Annotated in this window: 18 protein-coding genes and 5 tRNA genes; 19 read left to right on the top strand and 4 right to left on the bottom strand. The window is 33.4% G+C overall.

Annotated elements, in window-relative coordinates; translation table 11 throughout:
• Positions 1-51: 51 nt before the first annotated feature.
• From CPAL_RS00005 to CPAL_RS00025, 5 genes are all read left to right on the top strand, one after another.
• Positions 52-127: transfer RNA gene (locus CPAL_RS00005), tRNA-Thr, on the top strand.
• Between the two features lie 23 nt (positions 128-150).
• Positions 151-225: transfer RNA gene (locus CPAL_RS00010), tRNA-Glu, on the top strand.
• A gap of 6 nt (positions 226-231) precedes the next feature.
• Positions 232-307, top strand: a tRNA-Val gene (locus CPAL_RS00015).
• Between the two features lie 9 nt (positions 308-316).
• Positions 317-393 (top strand) — tRNA-Asp (locus CPAL_RS00020).
• Positions 394-398: 5 nt separating this feature from the next.
• Positions 399-474 (top strand) — tRNA-Thr (locus CPAL_RS00025).
• 136 nt (positions 475-610) lie between these two features.
• Here the strand turns inward: CPAL_RS00025 and CPAL_RS00030 are convergent.
• Both CPAL_RS00030 and CPAL_RS00035 read right to left on the bottom strand, forming a co-directional pair.
• On the bottom strand, positions 611-1603 hold the full coding sequence (locus CPAL_RS00030; protein ID WP_061858591.1) for an ATP-binding protein: 993 nt from the start codon (positions 1601-1603) through the stop codon (positions 611-613).
• The gene (locus CPAL_RS00035; protein ID WP_061858590.1) at positions 1596-2579 is read right to left on the bottom strand and encodes a DnaD domain protein; all 984 of its coding nucleotides are present in this window, start codon (positions 2577-2579) and stop codon (positions 1596-1598) included. The genes CPAL_RS00030 and CPAL_RS00035 overlap by 8 nt, the downstream gene beginning before the upstream one ends.
• A gap of 220 nt (positions 2580-2799) precedes the next feature.
• Here CPAL_RS00035 and CPAL_RS00040 point away from each other — a divergent pair, with 220 nt between their 5' ends.
• From CPAL_RS00040 to CPAL_RS00105, 14 genes are all read left to right on the top strand, one after another.
• Positions 2800-3570, top strand: a complete 771-nt coding sequence (locus tag CPAL_RS00040; protein ID WP_242862635.1) for a M23 family metallopeptidase — start codon at positions 2800-2802, stop codon at positions 3568-3570.
• A gap of 78 nt (positions 3571-3648) precedes the next feature.
• Positions 3649-4074 (top strand): GNAT family N-acetyltransferase, encoded by a 426-nt coding sequence (locus CPAL_RS00045; protein ID WP_106023822.1) that lies wholly within the window; start codon positions 3649-3651, stop codon positions 4072-4074.
• Between the two features lie 169 nt (positions 4075-4243).
• A complete protein-coding gene (locus CPAL_RS00050; RefSeq protein ID WP_061858599.1) occupies positions 4244-4714 on the top strand; it encodes a MarR family winged helix-turn-helix transcriptional regulator in 471 nt (156 codons plus the stop codon).
• A 4-nt stretch (positions 4715-4718) separates the two neighbouring features.
• Complete coding sequence (locus tag CPAL_RS00055; RefSeq protein WP_061858587.1) at positions 4719-5690, top strand: beta-ketoacyl-ACP synthase III; 972 nt, start codon at positions 4719-4721, stop codon at positions 5688-5690.
• 26 nt (positions 5691-5716) lie between these two features.
• Positions 5717-5944 carry an acyl carrier protein gene (acpP, locus tag CPAL_RS00060; protein WP_061858586.1) on the top strand — a complete coding sequence of 76 codons (228 nt, stop codon included), beginning with the start codon at positions 5717-5719 and terminating at the stop codon, positions 5942-5944.
• Between the two features lie 62 nt (positions 5945-6006).
• Positions 6007-6957 carry an enoyl-[acyl-carrier-protein] reductase FabK gene (fabK, locus tag CPAL_RS00065; protein ID WP_061858585.1) on the top strand — a complete coding sequence of 317 codons (951 nt, stop codon included), beginning with the start codon at positions 6007-6009 and terminating at the stop codon, positions 6955-6957.
• Entirely contained in the window at positions 6950-7888 is a 939-nt protein-coding gene (gene fabD / locus CPAL_RS00070; protein ID WP_061858584.1) for an ACP S-malonyltransferase, read from the top strand. The genes fabK and fabD overlap by 8 nt, the downstream gene beginning before the upstream one ends.
• An 8-nt stretch (positions 7889-7896) precedes the next feature.
• Positions 7897-8637, top strand: coding sequence for a 3-oxoacyl-[acyl-carrier-protein] reductase (fabG, locus tag CPAL_RS00075; RefSeq protein ID WP_337954618.1), 741 nt, complete (start codon positions 7897-7899; stop codon positions 8635-8637).
• A gap of 31 nt (positions 8638-8668) precedes the next feature.
• The gene (gene fabF, locus CPAL_RS00080; RefSeq protein ID WP_082787881.1) at positions 8669-9910 is read left to right on the top strand and encodes a beta-ketoacyl-ACP synthase II; all 1242 of its coding nucleotides are present in this window, start codon (positions 8669-8671) and stop codon (positions 9908-9910) included.
• A 4-nt stretch (positions 9911-9914) separates the two neighbouring features.
• Positions 9915-10427: an acetyl-CoA carboxylase biotin carboxyl carrier protein gene (gene accB, locus CPAL_RS00085; protein ID WP_061858581.1), complete on the top strand. Its 513-nt coding sequence runs from the start codon at positions 9915-9917 to the stop codon at positions 10425-10427.
• Between the two features lie 80 nt (positions 10428-10507).
• Positions 10508-10933: a 3-hydroxyacyl-ACP dehydratase FabZ gene (gene fabZ / locus CPAL_RS00090; RefSeq protein WP_061858580.1), complete on the top strand. Its 426-nt coding sequence runs from the start codon at positions 10508-10510 to the stop codon at positions 10931-10933.
• Between the two features lie 9 nt (positions 10934-10942).
• Entirely contained in the window at positions 10943-12286 is a 1344-nt protein-coding gene (locus CPAL_RS00095) for an acetyl-CoA carboxylase biotin carboxylase subunit (protein ID WP_061858579.1), read from the top strand.
• Between the two features lie 92 nt (positions 12287-12378).
• On the top strand, positions 12379-13245 hold the full coding sequence (gene accD / locus CPAL_RS00100; protein ID WP_061858578.1) for an acetyl-CoA carboxylase, carboxyltransferase subunit beta: 867 nt from the start codon (positions 12379-12381) through the stop codon (positions 13243-13245).
• A 16-nt stretch (positions 13246-13261) separates the two neighbouring features.
• On the top strand, positions 13262-14206 hold the full coding sequence (locus CPAL_RS00105) for an acetyl-CoA carboxylase carboxyltransferase subunit alpha (RefSeq protein ID WP_061858577.1): 945 nt from the start codon (positions 13262-13264) through the stop codon (positions 14204-14206).
• A gap of 87 nt (positions 14207-14293) precedes the next feature.
• On the opposite strand, the gene CPAL_RS00110 is transcribed toward CPAL_RS00105, so the two are convergent.
• On the bottom strand, positions 14294-15493 hold the full coding sequence (locus tag CPAL_RS00110; protein WP_106023823.1) for a cation:proton antiporter: 1200 nt from the start codon (positions 15491-15493) through the stop codon (positions 14294-14296).
• Positions 15494-15677: 184 nt separating this feature from the next.
• Complete coding sequence (locus CPAL_RS00115; protein WP_106023824.1) at positions 15678-16835, bottom strand: pyridoxal phosphate-dependent aminotransferase; 1158 nt, start codon at positions 16833-16835, stop codon at positions 15678-15680.
• Positions 16836-16846: the final 11 nt, after the last annotated feature.

Below are 16846 nucleotides of genomic sequence, written 5' to 3' on the forward strand. Positions count from 1 at the left end.
CCTGTCACGCCGGAGGTCGAGGGTTCGAGCCCCTTCTGGGTCGCCAAATAAGCTGGCATGGCTCAATTGGTAGAGCAACTGACTTGTAATCAGTAGGTTCCGGGTTCAAGTCCTGGTGCCAGCACCATTAAAGATTAAAAAACATAATATGGCTCCTTGGTCAAGCGGTCAAGACACCACCCTTTCACGGTGGTAACAGGGGTTCGATTCCCCTAGGAGTCACCATTTTGTGGGCGCATAGCTCAGCTGGGAGAGCATCTGCCTTACAAGCAGGGGGTCACAGGTTCGATCCCTGTTGTGCCCACCACAAAAACATGGCCCAGTGGCTCAGTTGGTTAGAGTGCCGGCCTGTCACGCCGGAGGTCGAGGGTTCGAGCCCCTTCTGGGTCGCCAAATAAGCTGGCATGGCTCAATTGGTAGAGCAACTGACTTGTAATCAGTAGGTTCCGGGTTCAAGTCCTGGTGCCAGCACCAAACAAAAAACCTTAAGCAAAACGCTTAAGGTTTTTTGTTTATAAGCTTCTTTAATGTTTTCTACAATGGAGGTTAGCTTAGAGAGCTTAGGTTTTTTCCAAACTAAACACAGCGCCCAAACTCTCCGCTCTTCTGCTTATAGATTTTGTGACTTAATTTTATTTAAATTCATTTTTACTCTAATATCTTCACCATAAAATTTGCATAAAGTGAAGTTGCCGAAAAGTCTCGATGTTATTCTTTCAGAATAAGTCTTTGACAGCTCTTCTAAAGTATAGTTAGTAGAAACTATCATCTTCTTTTCCTTTAGAAGCCTTTTATTTATTAAATTAAATAACTCTGTTTTACTAAAATTACTTATCTGCTCAGTTCCCAGATCATCAATAATTAACAAGTCACAATTTGTAAGCAAGTCTTCCATATCTGCATTATTTTCTATACGGACTTCTCTAAGATTTTTAATCAGATCTTCAGCAGTTTTATATATAACCAGTATACCTCTATCTAAAAGCTCTTTTGCTATGCAGTGGGTTAAAAATGTTTTTCCAGTACCTGAGTTTCCATAGAATAGAAGGTTATCCTTAGAATTTGAGAAAGTCTCAATAAAGTACATACTTATTTTTACTATTTCTTCTATGTTTTTTCGTGGGCTTTTTATATTATCGCCGCTGCGTACCGTTGGATAGTACTCATATTTAAAATTATTAAAATTATTAGTTTTTAGTATTTGATTTAACTCAGAATTTTTATAGTATAGTTTTACTAAATTTTGTTTATAGCACTGACAGCGATTAACTCCAATAAATCCTGTATCCTTACATTTTTTGCACCTGTATTGCATATTTAAATAGTCTATATCATATCCGTGAGACACCAAAAGTTCAGATTTAGCTATTCTAAGGTCTGTTAGCTGTTCTTTAAGATTCTTCAAATATTCTTCACGATTTTTTATAGGTTTAAATGAGCTTATGGAAATATGTACGCAAAGTTTGTTTATTTGCTTATCTATGTCTTCAATCTCTGGAATATTTTTGTATATTTCTTCTTTTCTTTTTTTTAAAGCTCTTTCTTCTTCACGTCGTATATTTTCATACATCTCCATTATTTCAGAGTGATAACCCTTAATCATCAACATCCCATCCTAATAGTTTTTTTTCTAAGTCCTCATAATCATAAGAGCGCTGCTCATAATTATTAAAGGAATCATTTTTATTATTGCCATTATACTTATTTTTCTTAAAGTTAGGTTTTATCTTATCCTTTTTCTCTATATCTTCAAGAGTTTTTATATCATTGGTAAACCAATTGTTTAGTATACCATCAATATATTTAAATTCAGCCTTATTTAGCCTTTCAAAACAAATATCACAAGCTTTATATATGACTTCTAAAGAAAACTTATAAACATTTAGCCATTTATCAATCATCTGCTCTTGGGGTTTCATAACATCATTACTTTGAACACCCAGATATTTTAATATCTTTTTAATTTTAAGCCATTTATCTTCATGTTTTTTAATAAAGGCTTGAGCATCATCTACAGTCTTTATTTTTGAGTCATGCCAAGAAATAGCTATCTTTTCTATATATCTATAGTCTGTTTTTCCTTTAGATATACTGTACTGAATTAAAAGAAGAAGCAGCTCAGGAGTAAAATCGTAATCTTTGAGCCAGCTTAGATACATGGTCATTTCTTTATTAGAAAGAGGTCTAGCAAGTAATTTTTGAATATCTTCCATCATATCCTTTATAGCCGTATTTTTTAACTCTGATAAAAGATTTATCTTATCATTAGAATCTATATTTTGAGCATTTAAATCTAAAAATTCTATGGAGAAGTTCCCCATATTATCAATTTTACTAATCCTTACTACACCTTCATCATTCCAATAATTCCAAGCATTCATAACATCGCTTTCTAGGAGATGTAAGCTGGTTGCTATACTAGATGAATTAATTCCTATTTCGCCAGATAAGCAATAACGAAGTCCAAGAAGGTATACCTTTATATATTCTCCACGAGCCTTAGGCATAAATTTATCTATGAACACGTTACTTATAGGTGTATATTCTATATTTGTATTTTTAAACATGAATGTACTCATGCAATCTCAACCTTTCCTTTTATAAGCACTATATATGGTATATATAATATTTAATTATAACAAAATGTAGTTACTTTCTCAATTAGTTAGGAGTTTTGCTTATAAATTATTTTAAAATTATATTATATACCAAACTTAGGATAAATTAAATTACAAAAATATGATTAAAATTTAGGGATATGGGGAATATTAGAAAAATGTGAAAGGATGTGTTATAAATTTGAGTTGTGACAATAAACAGAAAAAAATGCTAAGCTATATAATTATAATAATCACTATAGTCATATGTATGTCTTTTTACATAGCTTACAGACCAAATGCTTACGAAATAAAAATGAATGATAAAATTAATTTTTATGTAAAAGATAAAGAGGAATTCAAAACCCAAGTTAATAAAATTCAAAGTGATTTAAGAAAAGAATTTAAGGATTTTAAGCTTAAAGATAAGTTTACTTGGACTAAAGTTCATATTGATTATAAGGACTTAACTCCTGAGGAGGATATAAAGAATATTATATTAGAGAGCAATAAAGAAACTTTAAAAGTATTACAAGAAAAAAAGGAAAAAGAAAAACTCGAAGAGAAAAAGGCAAAGGCTTCAAAAAATAATCCTGTTTCAGCTAACAAGATTAAGTTTCTTAAACCTTGTGATGGAACAGTTACATCACAATTTGGAATGCGATGGGGAAAGATGCATAAGGGTATAGATATAGCAAATAAAGAAGGATCTCCTATTTATGCCGCTTTAGATGGAAAGGTTACCTATGCAGGATGGATGGAGGGCTATGGAAATGTAATAAAGATAGACCACAATAACGGTGTAGAAACTACATATGCTCACTGTAAGCTTATAAGAGTAAAAAAAGGAGAGCAAGTTAAAAAGGGTCAGTTAATAGGGGATATGGGGAGCACAGGAAGAAGTACAGGACCTCATGTTCATTTTGAAATAAGGGTTAACGGTGTGCCTCAAAACCCGTCTAATTATATATAAAATGTTGAAGGAAGAATAATTTAGTGATATGTTTATATTATTATGCAAATTTAAATGAAATAAGGTGGGGGGTATAGCATGACTAAAATTGTATGGATTTATGGAAATAAGGGGATTGAGGATGCACTAAGTATAAGGCGTAAAGTATTTATAGAAGAGCAAAGTGTACCTGAAGAAATAGAAATAGATGATATAGATAGTTTTGCAGAACATATAATAATTTACGAAGATAATAAGCCTATAGCTACAGGGAGAGTTTTTAAAAAAGATGATAATTTCTTTTTAGGAAGAATTGCGGTTTTAAAAGAGTATAGAAGAAAACATTTTGGGAAAATGGCTGTAAAAATGCTTGTTAACAGAGGATTTAACAAAGGAGCTGAGAAAATTATAATACATGCTCAGACTACTGCAGAGGAGTTTTACAAGAAGTTAGGTTTTAAATCCTTTGGAGAAAAATATTATGAAGCTGGAATAGAGCATATAAATATGATTTTAAAAAAGTAATATTTTTATATAAGGCTGTGTTTTGAAATTTGTCAAAACATAGCCTAAAAAATTGATTGACAGTTTTTTATTTTTTGTATATACTTTGATTATCAAAATATTTGATTATCGAAGTAAGTTTTAATAAAGTGTAAATATGGACGTTAGTTAGAAAGAGAAGTGATATGTGATGGATAGACCTATAAAGAAAATACTAAACGAACTACTAGTAGATACATTCAATGAAATATTGACAATTGAACAAACTGCTTTAAAGTCTGGCAAATTAAATGATTTATCCGTGACAGAAATTCACACAATAGAAGCTATTGGTATGTATAGAGCAAGAACAATGTCTGAGGTGGCAGCTGATCTTGGAATAACTGTAGGAACATTAACCACAGCTATAAATAATCTTGTAAAAAAGGGATACGTAGAAAGACAGAGGGATGAGAAAGATAGAAGAGTAGTTAAGATAATTCTTACAAGAGCAGGTAAGCTTGCTTATAGAGTTCATGAAAAGTTTCATTCTGATATGATTAAGGCTACTATAGAAGGCTTATCAGAGGATGAAGAAAAAGTTTTAGAAAGAGCCTTAAGTAAATTAAATGACTTCTTCAAAAATAAGTATCTAACAAAAAATCAATGTGAAAAGGAATAGGAATATGTTTGAAGTTAAAGTAATAGGTACCGGAAGGTATGTTCCAGAAAATATTGTTACAAATGATGATTTATCAAAGATTGTAGATACCAATAATGAGTGGATTAAAAGTAGAACTGGAATAAGGGAGAGGAGAATTTCAAAAGAGGAAAATACCTCTGAGCTAGCTGCAAAAGCTGGAAGAAAGGCGCTGGAAAGTTCTAAATTAAAACCAGAGGATATAGAACTTATTATAGTGTCAACTGCTACTCCAGATAACTTTACTCCATCCACAGCATGTATGGTTCAAGAAAAACTAGGAGCTATTAATGCTACTTGTTTTGATATAAGTGCAGCATGCACAGGATTTATATATGCAGTAGGGATTGCATCTCAGTTTATAAAGACAGGACAAAGTAAGAATGCTTTAGTAATTGGAGCCGAGGTTTTATCTAAGATAATTGACTGGGAAGATAGAAGTACTTGTGTATTATTTGGAGATGGAGCAGGAGCAGTTGTTCTTGAGAGAAGTGAAGAAATAGGCTTAATATCTCAATATACAGGTTCTGATGGAAGTGGAGGCAAATTTTTAGAGTGTGGTACAGTACCTTTAAAAAATCCTTATTCCAAAACTGATATAAATTTTAAAAGTAATTTATCTATGGAAGGAAGAGAAGTATTTAAATTTGCTATAAATGCAATGATCCATAGTATAGGTAAGGTTCTTAAAGATACTCAATATACTTTAGATGATATAGACTATATAGTTCCACATCAGGCCAATTTAAGAATTATTGATTTTGTGGCTAAAAAGTTGAAGCTCGATAAGGATAAGTTTTATATAAATTTAGATAGATATGGAAATACATCTGGGGCAAGCATTCCGATAGCCTTAGATGAAATGAATGAAAAAGGACTTTTAAAAAAAGGAGACAAAATCATTATAGTGGGCTTTGGTGGAGGGCTTACCTTCGGAGCACATTTAATCAAATGGTAATTATATAAAATATGGGAGGCGTTATTATGTTATTTGAAAAAGTTAGAAAGATTATGGCAGAACAATTAGGAATAGGGGAAGAGGAAATAAAGTTAGAATCAAATTTCCAAGATGATTTAGGGATAGATTCTCTAGACATATTTGAGGTAATAATGGAACTTGAAGATGAATTTGATATACAAATTCCTAACGAGGACCTTGAGAACTTAAAGACTGTTGAAGATCTAGTAAATTATATAGAATCAAAGTGCTAATAGGATAAACAATCAAAAACTAAAGACTGCAGCATAGCAGTCTCTTTTTGTAGGAGGTAAGTATGAGCAGTAATAGTTTATTTAAAAAATTAGGTATAAAATATCCTATAATCCAAGGAGGAATGGCTTGGATAGCTGACAGCTCATTAGCAGCAGCAGTTTCTAATGCAGGGGGTCTTGGAATTATAGCAGCAGGAAATGCTCCTGTAGATTATGTTAGAGAAGAGATAAGAAAGGCTAAACAAATGACAGATAAGCCTTTTGGTGTGAATATAATGCTTTTAAGTGATAATGCAGATGATATAGCAAAGCTTGTTTGCGAAGAGGGAGTAAAAGTTATAACAACAGGTGCAGGAAGTCCGGGGAAATATATGGAGATGTGGAAGAAACATGGAATTACTGTAATACCTGTAGTAGCATCAGTAGCTTTAGCAAAGAGAATGGAAAGAAGTGGAGCAGATGCTGTAGTTGCTGAAGGCTGTGAAGCTGGAGGGCATATAGGAGAGCTTACAACTATGGCTCTTGTGCCTCAAGTGGTGGATGCAGTGAATATTCCTGTAATAGCAGCAGGCGGAATTGGAGACGGAAGAGGAGTTGCTGCTGCATTTATGCTTGGTGCTTCTGGTGTTCAGGTTGGAACAAGATTTTTAGTTGCAAATGAGTGTACAGTTCATAAAAACTATAAAGAAAGAGTTATTAAGGCCAAGGATATTGATACTGTGGTTACAGGAAGAGCTACAGGACATCCAGTTAGAGTTTTAAGAAATAAATTAACAAGAGAGTTTAGTTTGTTAGAAAAAGGAGAATTCTCATTAGAGAAGTTTGAGGAATTAGGAAAAGGTGCACTTCCAAGAGCAGCCCGTGATGGTGATATTGAAATGGGGTCAGTTATGGCTGGACAGATAGCAGGACTTATAAAGAAAGAACAAAGCTGCAGGGAAATAATAGAAGAAATTTTCACTGAAGCAGAACAGGTAGTTAAGAATGTGACATTGGGAGGTTACTATGAATAAAGTTGCTTTTATATTCTCAGGTCAAGGAGCACAATATGTTGGCATGGGAAAAGAAGTTTATGACAACATAGAAGAAAGCAGAAAAGTTTTTGAGGCAGCAGATGAGGCATTAGGGTTTTCTATAAGCAAATTGTGTTTTGAAGGCAGTAAAGAGGAATTGGATAAGACTGAAAATACTCAGCCTGCTGTTGTAACAACAAGTATAGCTTTATTAAAGGCTTTAGAAAGAAGTGGAATAAAAGCAGATGCAGCTGCAGGACTTAGCCTTGGAGAGTATTCTGCATTAGTGTACAGCGGCGTTTTTAACTTTGAAGATGCAGTAAAGCTTGTGAAAAAAAGAGGAAGGTTCATGCAGGAGGAAGTGCCACAGGGCGTTGGCACCATGGCAGCTATTATAGGTTTAGATAGGGAAAAGGTTAAGGAAGCCTGTATTGCTTCAAAGTCAGAAGGAATTGTAGAAGTTGCTAACTTTAATTGTCCTTCTCAAATAGTTATTGCTGGGGAAATAAAAGCAGTAGAAGCAGCTTCATCTAAAGCAAAAGAACTTGGTGCAAAGAGAGTGATGCCCCTTTCAGTAAGTGGGCCTTTTCATACATCTATGCTAAAGGGTGCTGGAGAAAAACTTTATAAGGAGCTTGAGAAGGTAGAGATTAATGATATAGGTATTCCTGCTATGACCAACGTAACAGGAGATTATATAAAGGATAAAAGCGAGATAAGAGAGCTGCTAAAAAAGCAAGTATATAGTTCTGTATTATGGGAGGATATAGTAAATAATATGATAAAGGATGGAATAAATACTTTTGTTGAAATAGGACCAGGAAAAGCACTAAGCGGATTTGTAAAAAAGATAGATAGAAGTGTTAAGGTTCTAAATGTAGAAGATTTAGCTTCATTAAATAAGACAGTAAAAGAATTAAAAGGAGTGTAAATTAAATGATATTAAAAGGAAAAAATGCCATAATAACAGGAGCTAGCAGGGGAATAGGAAGAGCAATTGCATTAAGGCTTGCAGAACTTGGTGCTAATGTTGTTTTAAATTATAGAAGTGATTTAAACTCAGTAGAAGAAGTGGTTAAGCAGGTCGAAGAAAAGGGAGTAAAGGCATTAGCGGTTAAAGGAGATGTAAGCAGTTTTGATGATGCTAAGAGAATAGTTGATGAAACTATAGAAAATTTTGGCTCAATAGATATTTTGGTAAATAATGCTGGTATAACAAAAGATACTCTTCTTATGAGAATGAAAGAAGAGGAGTTTGATAGGGTTATAAATGTAAATTTAAAAGGAGTATTCAACTGCACAAAGCATGTTGTACCTGTTATGTTGAAGCAAAGAAGTGGAAGGATAATTAATATTTCCTCTGTAGTAGGATTATCAGGAAACGCAGGTCAGGCAAATTATGCAGCTGCTAAAGCTGGAATTATTGGATTTACAAAGTCTATAGCTAAAGAAATAGGAAGCAGAGGAATAACTGTAAATGCTATAGCGCCAGGATATATTGAAACAGATATGACTGAAGTTTTATCTGATAAAGTAAAAGAGCAGATAAAGGCTAATATTCCTCTAAAAAGGCTTGGAACACCTAAGGATATAGCAAACGTAGTTGCTTTTTTATCTTCAGAAGACGCTAGTTATATAACAGGTCAAGTGCTTAGTGTAGATGGAGGAATGCATATATAGATTTTAAAGGTTAAGCAGGGAGTGAATTATGGTGAAAAACAGAGTAGTTATCACAGGTATGGGAGCTATTACTCCTATAGGTAATGATGTAAATACATTTTGGAGCAGCATCAAAGAAGGAAAGTGCGGAATTGATAATATAACAGCTTTTGATACAACTGACTATAAGGTTAAATTAGCTGCTGAGGTTAAAAATTTTGATGCAGCTGATTATATGGATAAAAGAGAAGTTAGAAGGATGGATAGGTTCTGTCAATTTGCTATGGCGGCAGCAGATGAGGCTGTGAAGGATGCAGGGCTTGATCTAGAATCTCTTGATAGAGAGAGGTTTGGGGTTATTGTAGGTTCAGGAATAGGCGGTATAAGCACTATAGAAGAACAACATAAAAAGTTAATAGAAAGAGGACCAAATAGAATATCACCATTTTTTATACCTATGATTATAGGAAATATGGCAGCTGGGAATATAGCTATAAAATATGGAGCTAAAGGAATTTGTACTACAATAGTTACAGCCTGTGCTACAGGAACTCATGCTGTAGGAGAAGCTTTTCATAATATAAGAAATGGGTTATCAGATATAATAATTACAGGAGGAGCAGAAGCTTCAATAACACCTCTATCAGTGGCTGGATTTATATCACTTACAGCTTTAAGCACAAGTAAAGACAAAAATAGGGCATCTATTCCTTTTGATAAGGAAAGAGATGGCTTTGTTATGGGAGAAGGATCAGGAATATTAATTCTAGAATCTCTTGAGCATGCATTAAAGAGAAATGCAAAGATATATGCAGAGATAACCGGTTATGGAGCTACTTGTGATGCTTATCATATAACTTCACCAGCACCAAATGGAGAAGGTGGAGCAAGAGCAATGAAACTGGCTATTAAAGATTCAGGCATAGGAGAAGAAGAAATTTCTTATATAAATGCTCATGGAACAAGCACACCATACAATGATAAGTTTGAAACTGCTGCAATAAAGACTGTATTTGGAGATTATGCATACAAAGTACCAGTAAGTTCAACTAAGTCAATGACAGGGCATCTTCTTGGAGCAGCAGGAGCAGTAGAAGCTATTGTCTGTGTAAAAGCTTTAGAAGAAGGATTTGTACCTCCAACTATAGGATATAAGGTTCCAGATGAGGAATGTGATTTAGATTATGTTCCAAATAAGGGAAGAAAACAAGAGTTAAAGTATGCCATGTCCAATTCATTAGGTTTTGGAGGACATAATTCAACAATAGTTTTAAAGAAATGGGATGAGAGGTAGAGTTATGGATTATAAAGCTATTCAAGAACTTATAAAGACTATGAGCGACTCTAAGCTTACATCTTTAGAAGTAGAGGCAGATGATATTAAAATCAAGCTAAAAAAAGAAAGCCAAGTTGATAAGTTAGAAAAAGATAAGTTAAATGTTAAACAAGAATATATTAACAATTTACAAGTTAATGAATTAGAAGTTAGAAAAGACGGTGGATTAGACGAAGTAAGTGTAGAGAGTGTCCTTAGAAATAAGGAAGAAGTAATAAGTAAAAAAGATGAAAATCTTATAGCTATAAAGTCTCCAATAGTTGGAACTTTTTATGCAGCACCATCTCCAGAGGATCCTCCTTTTGTATCAGTTGGAGATAAGGTAAAAAGGGGAGATGTACTCTGCATAATAGAAGCTATGAAGCTTATGAATGAAATAGAAGCGGAAGATGACTATGAAATAGTTGAAATTTTAGTAGAAAATGAAGAAATGGTTGAGTATGGAGAAACAATTTTTAAAGTTAGAAAACTTTAAGATTAAATTAACAATGTACAATGGGCAATTAACAATTGTCCATTTATAATGGTTGATTATACAGATTGGAGTGATAAAAAATGCTTGGTATAAAAGAGATCCAAGAAATAATTCCTCATAGATATCCTTTCCTTCTTGTTGATAGAGTAGAGGAGCTAGAAGAGGGCAAGAGGGCTGTTGGATATAAAAATGTAACCATGAATGAATATTTCTTCCAAGGACATTTTCCAGGGGAGCCGGTTATGCCTGGAGTGCTTATGGTGGAGGCACTTGCTCAGGTTGGAGCAATAGCTCTTTTAAGCAAAGAAGAGTTTAAAGGGAAAATAGCATATTTTGGAGGAATTAATAAGGCTAAGTTTAGACGCAAGGTTGTTCCAGGAGATGTGTTAAGGCTGGAAGTTGAAATAATAAAGATGAAGGGACCTGCTGGAATAGGAAAAGGAATAGCCACTGTTAATGGAGAAAAGGCAGTAGAAGCTGAAATTATGTTTGCAGTAGGAAAGTAGGTGGAATATATGTTTAACAAAATCTTAATTGCTAATCGTGGAGAAATTGCAGTTAGGATAATTAGAGCATGTAGAGAAATGGGAATTGAGACAGTAGCAGTATATTCCGAAGCAGATAAAGATGCCATCCATGTAAGTATGGCAGATGAGGCTGTATGTATTGGGCCAGCAAAGGCAAGTGAAAGCTATCTTAACATGGAAAACATAATAAGTGCTACGGTTCTTACAGGGGCTCAGGCCATTCATCCTGGCTTTGGATTTCTGTCTGAAAACAGCAAATTTGCAGAGATGTGTAGAGGGTGCAATATCACATTTATAGGACCTGATGTAAAGACTATAGAAGATATGGGTAATAAGTCAAGGGCTAGAGAAATAATGATACAAGCAGGAGTTCCAGTCACTCCAGGAAGTATGGGAAATCTTGAAACCTTAGAAGATGCCTTAAAGGAAGCAGAGAGAATTGGATACCCAGTAATGATTAAGGCGTCATCTGGAGGCGGCGGAAGAGGTATAAGAATAGCAAGAAATAAGGAAGAGATTATAAAAGTATTTGATACGGCAAAGATAGAGGCTAAAGGAGCTTTTGGAGATGACAGTATGTACATGGAAAAGTTTATTGAAAATCCAAGGCATATAGAGTTTCAAATACTGGGAGATAACTACGGAAATATAATACATCTAGGAGAAAGAGATTGCTCCATACAAAGAAGAAATCAAAAGGTTTTAGAAGAAACCCCTTGTCCTGTAATGAATGAAGAATTGAGAAGGAAAATGGGAGAGGTTGCAGTGAAGGCTGCTAAAGCTGTTAATTATAAAGGAGCAGGGACTATAGAATTTTTATTAGATAATAAAGGTAACTTTTACTTTATGGAAATGAACACCAGAATACAGGTAGAGCATCCAATAACAGAGATGGTAACAGGAATAGATTTAGTAAAAGAACAGATTAAGGTTGCTTCTGGGGAGAGGTTAGAAGTAACTCAAGAGGATATAAGGCTTAAAGGCCATTCAATAGAATGCAGAATAAATGCAGAAAATCCGGAAAAGGGCTTTATGCCATCACCAGGAACTATTAATATTACTCATATACCTGGTGGAAGTGGAATAAGAATAGATAGTGCATTTTATCAAGGCTACAAAATACCTCCTTATTATGATTCTATGCTGGCAAAGCTTATAGTTCATGGAAGAGATAGAAATGAAGCTATAAACAAAATGAAAAGAGCCTTGGAGGAGTTTGTAATAGAAGGTATAAGCACTAATATAGATTTCCAACTAAAGATACTTTATAATGATACTTTTACAAAAGGTGCTTATAATACAGGATTTATAAAAGATGAATTTAATTATTAAAGATAAATTAGAATATAACCTATTATGGTTTAATATATTAGGTCATTTTATAACAACAACTTCAATATTGTTGTTAAAGGCAGGTGGGTTTTATGTTTAAGTTCAATCCTATGTTCAAAAAGACTAAGTATATAACTCTAAAAAATTCTGTAAATGATAGAGATAACGAGGAAAATACCCCCAATATACCTAGCGGTATGTGGATAAAATGCAGCGGTTGCGGAAAAATCTTATATAAAAGAGATTTAGAAGAAAATTTTAAAATTTGTCCACAGTGCGGAAAACATTATAGGATGAGCGCCAAAGAGAGAATAGATTTAATTGTAGATACAGGGACCTTTAGGGAAATGGATAGGGATATGAAAACATTAAATCCTTTAGACTTTCCAGAGTACTCTGAGAAAATAAAATCTTCTCAGGAGGCATCAGAATTAAATGAAGCTGTGGTTACAGGTATAGGTAAGATTTATGGAAAAGATGCAGTGATAGGAATTATGGATAGTAAATTTATGATGGGAAGCATGGGCTCTGTTGTAGGAGAGAAGTTAACTCGGGCAATTGAGAGAGCTACAAAGGAAAGACTTCCAGTTATAATATTTACAGCATCAGGTGGAGCTAGAATGCAAGAAGGAATGTTTTCTCTGATGCAGATGGCAAAGACAAGCGCAGCTATAGCAAGACATAATGAAGAAGGACTTTTATATATAGCCGTGCTTACAGATCCAACTACAGGAGGTGTCACTGCAAGTTTTGCCATGCTTGGGGATATTATTTTATCAGAACCTCAAGTGCTTATAGGATTTGCAGGTAGAAGAGTAATAGAGCAAACCATAAAGCAAAAACTTCCAGAGGGTTTTCAAAGTGCAGAATTTTTATTGGAACATGGATTTATAGATAAGATAGTAAATAGAAATGAGCTTAAGAAGACATTATATAGAATTTTAGATATACACTCCTAAGGGTGAGGTGATTTTTTTGCTAGAGTGCGAAAAGAAAATCAGTGAAATCAGTAAAAAGATAGAAGAATTAAAAAAATTTTCGGAAGAAAAAAATATAGATTTATCCCTTGAAATAAATGAATTTGAAAAGAAGCTAAAAGAGCTTAAGGAAAGCGAATATAAAAATCTAACTCCTATGGATAAGCTTATGTTGTCTAGAATGATAGAGCGTCCAACAGCCCTTGATTATATAGAAAGAATTTTTGATGGGTTTATAGAATTTCATGGAGATAGATATTTTGGTGATGATGCTTGTATCATAGGAGGTATTGGAAAGCTAAATGGAATGCCCTGTACCATAATAGGACAGCAAAAGGGAAGAAATACAAAAGAAAATATAAAAAGAAATTTTGGTATGCCAAATCCAGAAGGATATAGAAAAGCTTTAAGACTTATGAAACAGGCGGAAAAGTTTAAGAGACCAGTAATTTGTTTTATTGATACACCAGGAGCTTTTCCAGGGAAAGGTGCAGAAGAAAGAGGTCAAGGAGAAGCTATTGCTAAGAATCTTATGGAAATGGCCATGCTAAAAACTCCAATAATATCAATTGTTATAGGAGAAGGAGGCAGCGGAGGAGCTTTAGCACTATCAGTAGGAGATGAGATATGGATGCTTGAACATGCTGTATATTCTGTACTTTCACCAGAAGGCTTTGCCAGCATTTTGTGGAAGGATTCTTCAAGAGTAGCAGAAGCAGCTGATGTAATGAAGATAACGGCTCAAGATTTAAAGTCTTATAATATAATAGATAAAATTATAGAAGAACCTTTAGGAGGAGCTCATAAAGATGTAGATTTAATGGCTGATAGAATTAAAGAGGAACTTTTAAAGGTGAATTTTCATGAATTGATGGAAGATATAGAGTGCACTTTGGATAAGAGATATAATAAATATAGGACTATAGGAAAATATTTAGAATAGGTATGAGAGAAGGTATAATATATAAAGATGTGATTACACACTGAAGGACATATGTAATTACATCTTTATATATAGTTTTTAAATTTTTTAAGCAGCTCTATGAGTAAAATATATATTCTCTTTAAAAGCTAATTTTAATAAAATTGGAGTTATTAAAGTTGAAAATATAACTACAGCGATTATAGATCCTATAAATTGTTTTGGAAGTAGATTTATAGCAGAACCTTTATTAGCAACAATAAGGGCTACTTCCCCACGAGAAATCATTCCTACTCCTATTTGAAGAGAAGATTTATTGTCATATCCACATAGCTTAGCACCTAGGCCGCATCCAACTACCTTAGTTAGTATGGCTATGACTGTTAATACTACAGTAAATAGCAGTAGAGAACTGCCAGCAGATGATAAATCATTGTTAATTCCTATACTAGCAAAAAATATAGGTGAAAGAAGAAGATAAGATAAAACCTCTATTTTGCTCTCAATATAGTCTGAATGAACAGTATTTGAAATTATTACTCCTGCAATGTAGGATCCAGTAATATCAGCAATACCAAAGTATGCTTCTGCAATAAAGGACAAAATCAAGCAAAAAGAAAAAGCAAATAAAGAAAGTCGCCTCTTAGGACCGTGGCGAAGGCTTAGAAAGATAAAAATTTTTCTGAAAATGATACCGCTAACAATAGATATTAAGAAGAAGGCAGCTATTTTAATTAATGAATAAAGTATATTTACAGAAGGATCATTAAAGCTAGTTGCTATAGTAAGAAGTATTATACCTAAAATATCATCGATAATAGCGGCTCCCATTATAGCAGTTCCTGCGCTGGTTTTTAATTTTCCAAGTTCTTGAAGTGTTTCCACGGTAATACTAACAGATGTAGCTGTTAATATCACTCCCATAAATATATTTTCAATAAGTTTTTGATTACTCAAATTAAAAAAGTTTCCATCATTGTTAAAGAAGCTAGCTACTGCAAGCCCGCCCATTAAAGGAACTACAACTCCCATTAGAGCAATAATAAAGGAGGCTTTTCCACACTTTTTCAGCTCGTTAAAGTCAGTATCCAGACCAGCTTGAAACATAAGAACAATAACACCAAGCTCGGACATTTTAGAGATAAAGTCTGTTTCATGAACCATTCCTAAAACAGAAGGTCCTAAGATTATACCAGCTAAAAGTGCTCCTACTACTTGAGGCATATGAATTTTTCTAGTAAAAAGCCCTAATAGTTTAGTTGACAATAAAATAATAGATAAGTCTAGCAAAAAATGAATAGAAAGCATAGATGCCCACCTCCATAATTGAAATAATTTTTACATAAATACATTATATTGTATTTATGCAAAAATTATACCATATAGTATAAAAAATTAAAAGTAAATAATTAATTAAAATTTAAAATAGAAAATAAAAAAAGAGCACTAGTAAAAAAGTTCTAATACTCTTTTTTATTACAATATAATTTTATTAAACATTAAATAAGTTTTTCATTCTATTCAACGCTTCTTCTAATTTCTCTATATTAACAGTACAAGCTATTCTAACAAAACCTTCACCGCTTTTGCCAAAAGCGGTGCCTGATACAACAACAACTTTAGCTTTCTCTAAAAGAACTTTACAAAACTCTTCTGAAGTCATTCCCGTACCTTTTATATTAGCAAATAGATAGATGCCGCCTTTTGGATCTAATACTTTCATGCCTTTGATTTCATTTATTTTATTTGCTGTATAAATCATACGTTCTTCAAAACCTTTTACAATAGCTGGTTGAACTTTATTTCTATTTCTCAAAGCATAAATAGCTGCCCTTTGTGAAATAGATGGTGCTGAGAAAGTTACACTTTCGTTAATTTGAACCATGCAATCAATAACATAGTCTGGCGCAATTGCAAAGCCAACTCTCCATCCAGTCATTGCATATCCCTTTGAAAAACTTCCTAAGAGAACACTTCTTTCTTTCATACCTTCCATTGAAAGGATAGATGTATGTTTTTTATCATTAAACATAATGGCATCATACACTTCATCAGAAATAATAACAAGATTATTTTCTATTGCTACCTTAGCTAAGGCCTCTAAAGTTTCTCTATCATAACATGCTCCTGTGGGATTATTAGGAGAATTGATTATAATTGCTTTAGTTCTTTCGTTAATTAAAAGCTTTAATCTACTTATGTTTATATTAAATCCTTCATCTTCATTTGTCACTAATGTAACTATTTTACCTCCAACATCTTCAATTTGATCTTTGTATGGAGTAAAATAAGGTTCTGGTACAATTACCTCGTCACCTTCATCTATAATAGATTTAAGGGCCAAATACATTGCGTGACAAGCACCTACGGTAACCATTACTTCATTTTCTTTCACATCAATATTATAATCATCTTTATAAAACTTAGTAATCTCTTTTATAAGCTCTGGGTCTCCAGACGGTTTTGTGTATTTAGTATGTCCATTTAAAGCGTCCTTAAAAGCTGCATTAGTTATGATACTGTCTGTTATAAAGTCTGGGTCTCCAATGCTTAAATTAATAATATCTTTATCTCCCAGTAGAGAAGCCGCTGAAGATAGAGGATTAGAGTTATCATTTAAATATTTTTTCCCCAAAAATCTGCTTTTCATAATTTATACCC

Source organism: Clostridium thermopalmarium DSM 5974 (assembly GCF_002995795.1).
Lineage (GTDB): Bacteria > Bacillota > Clostridia > Clostridiales > Clostridiaceae > Clostridium_H > Clostridium_H thermopalmarium.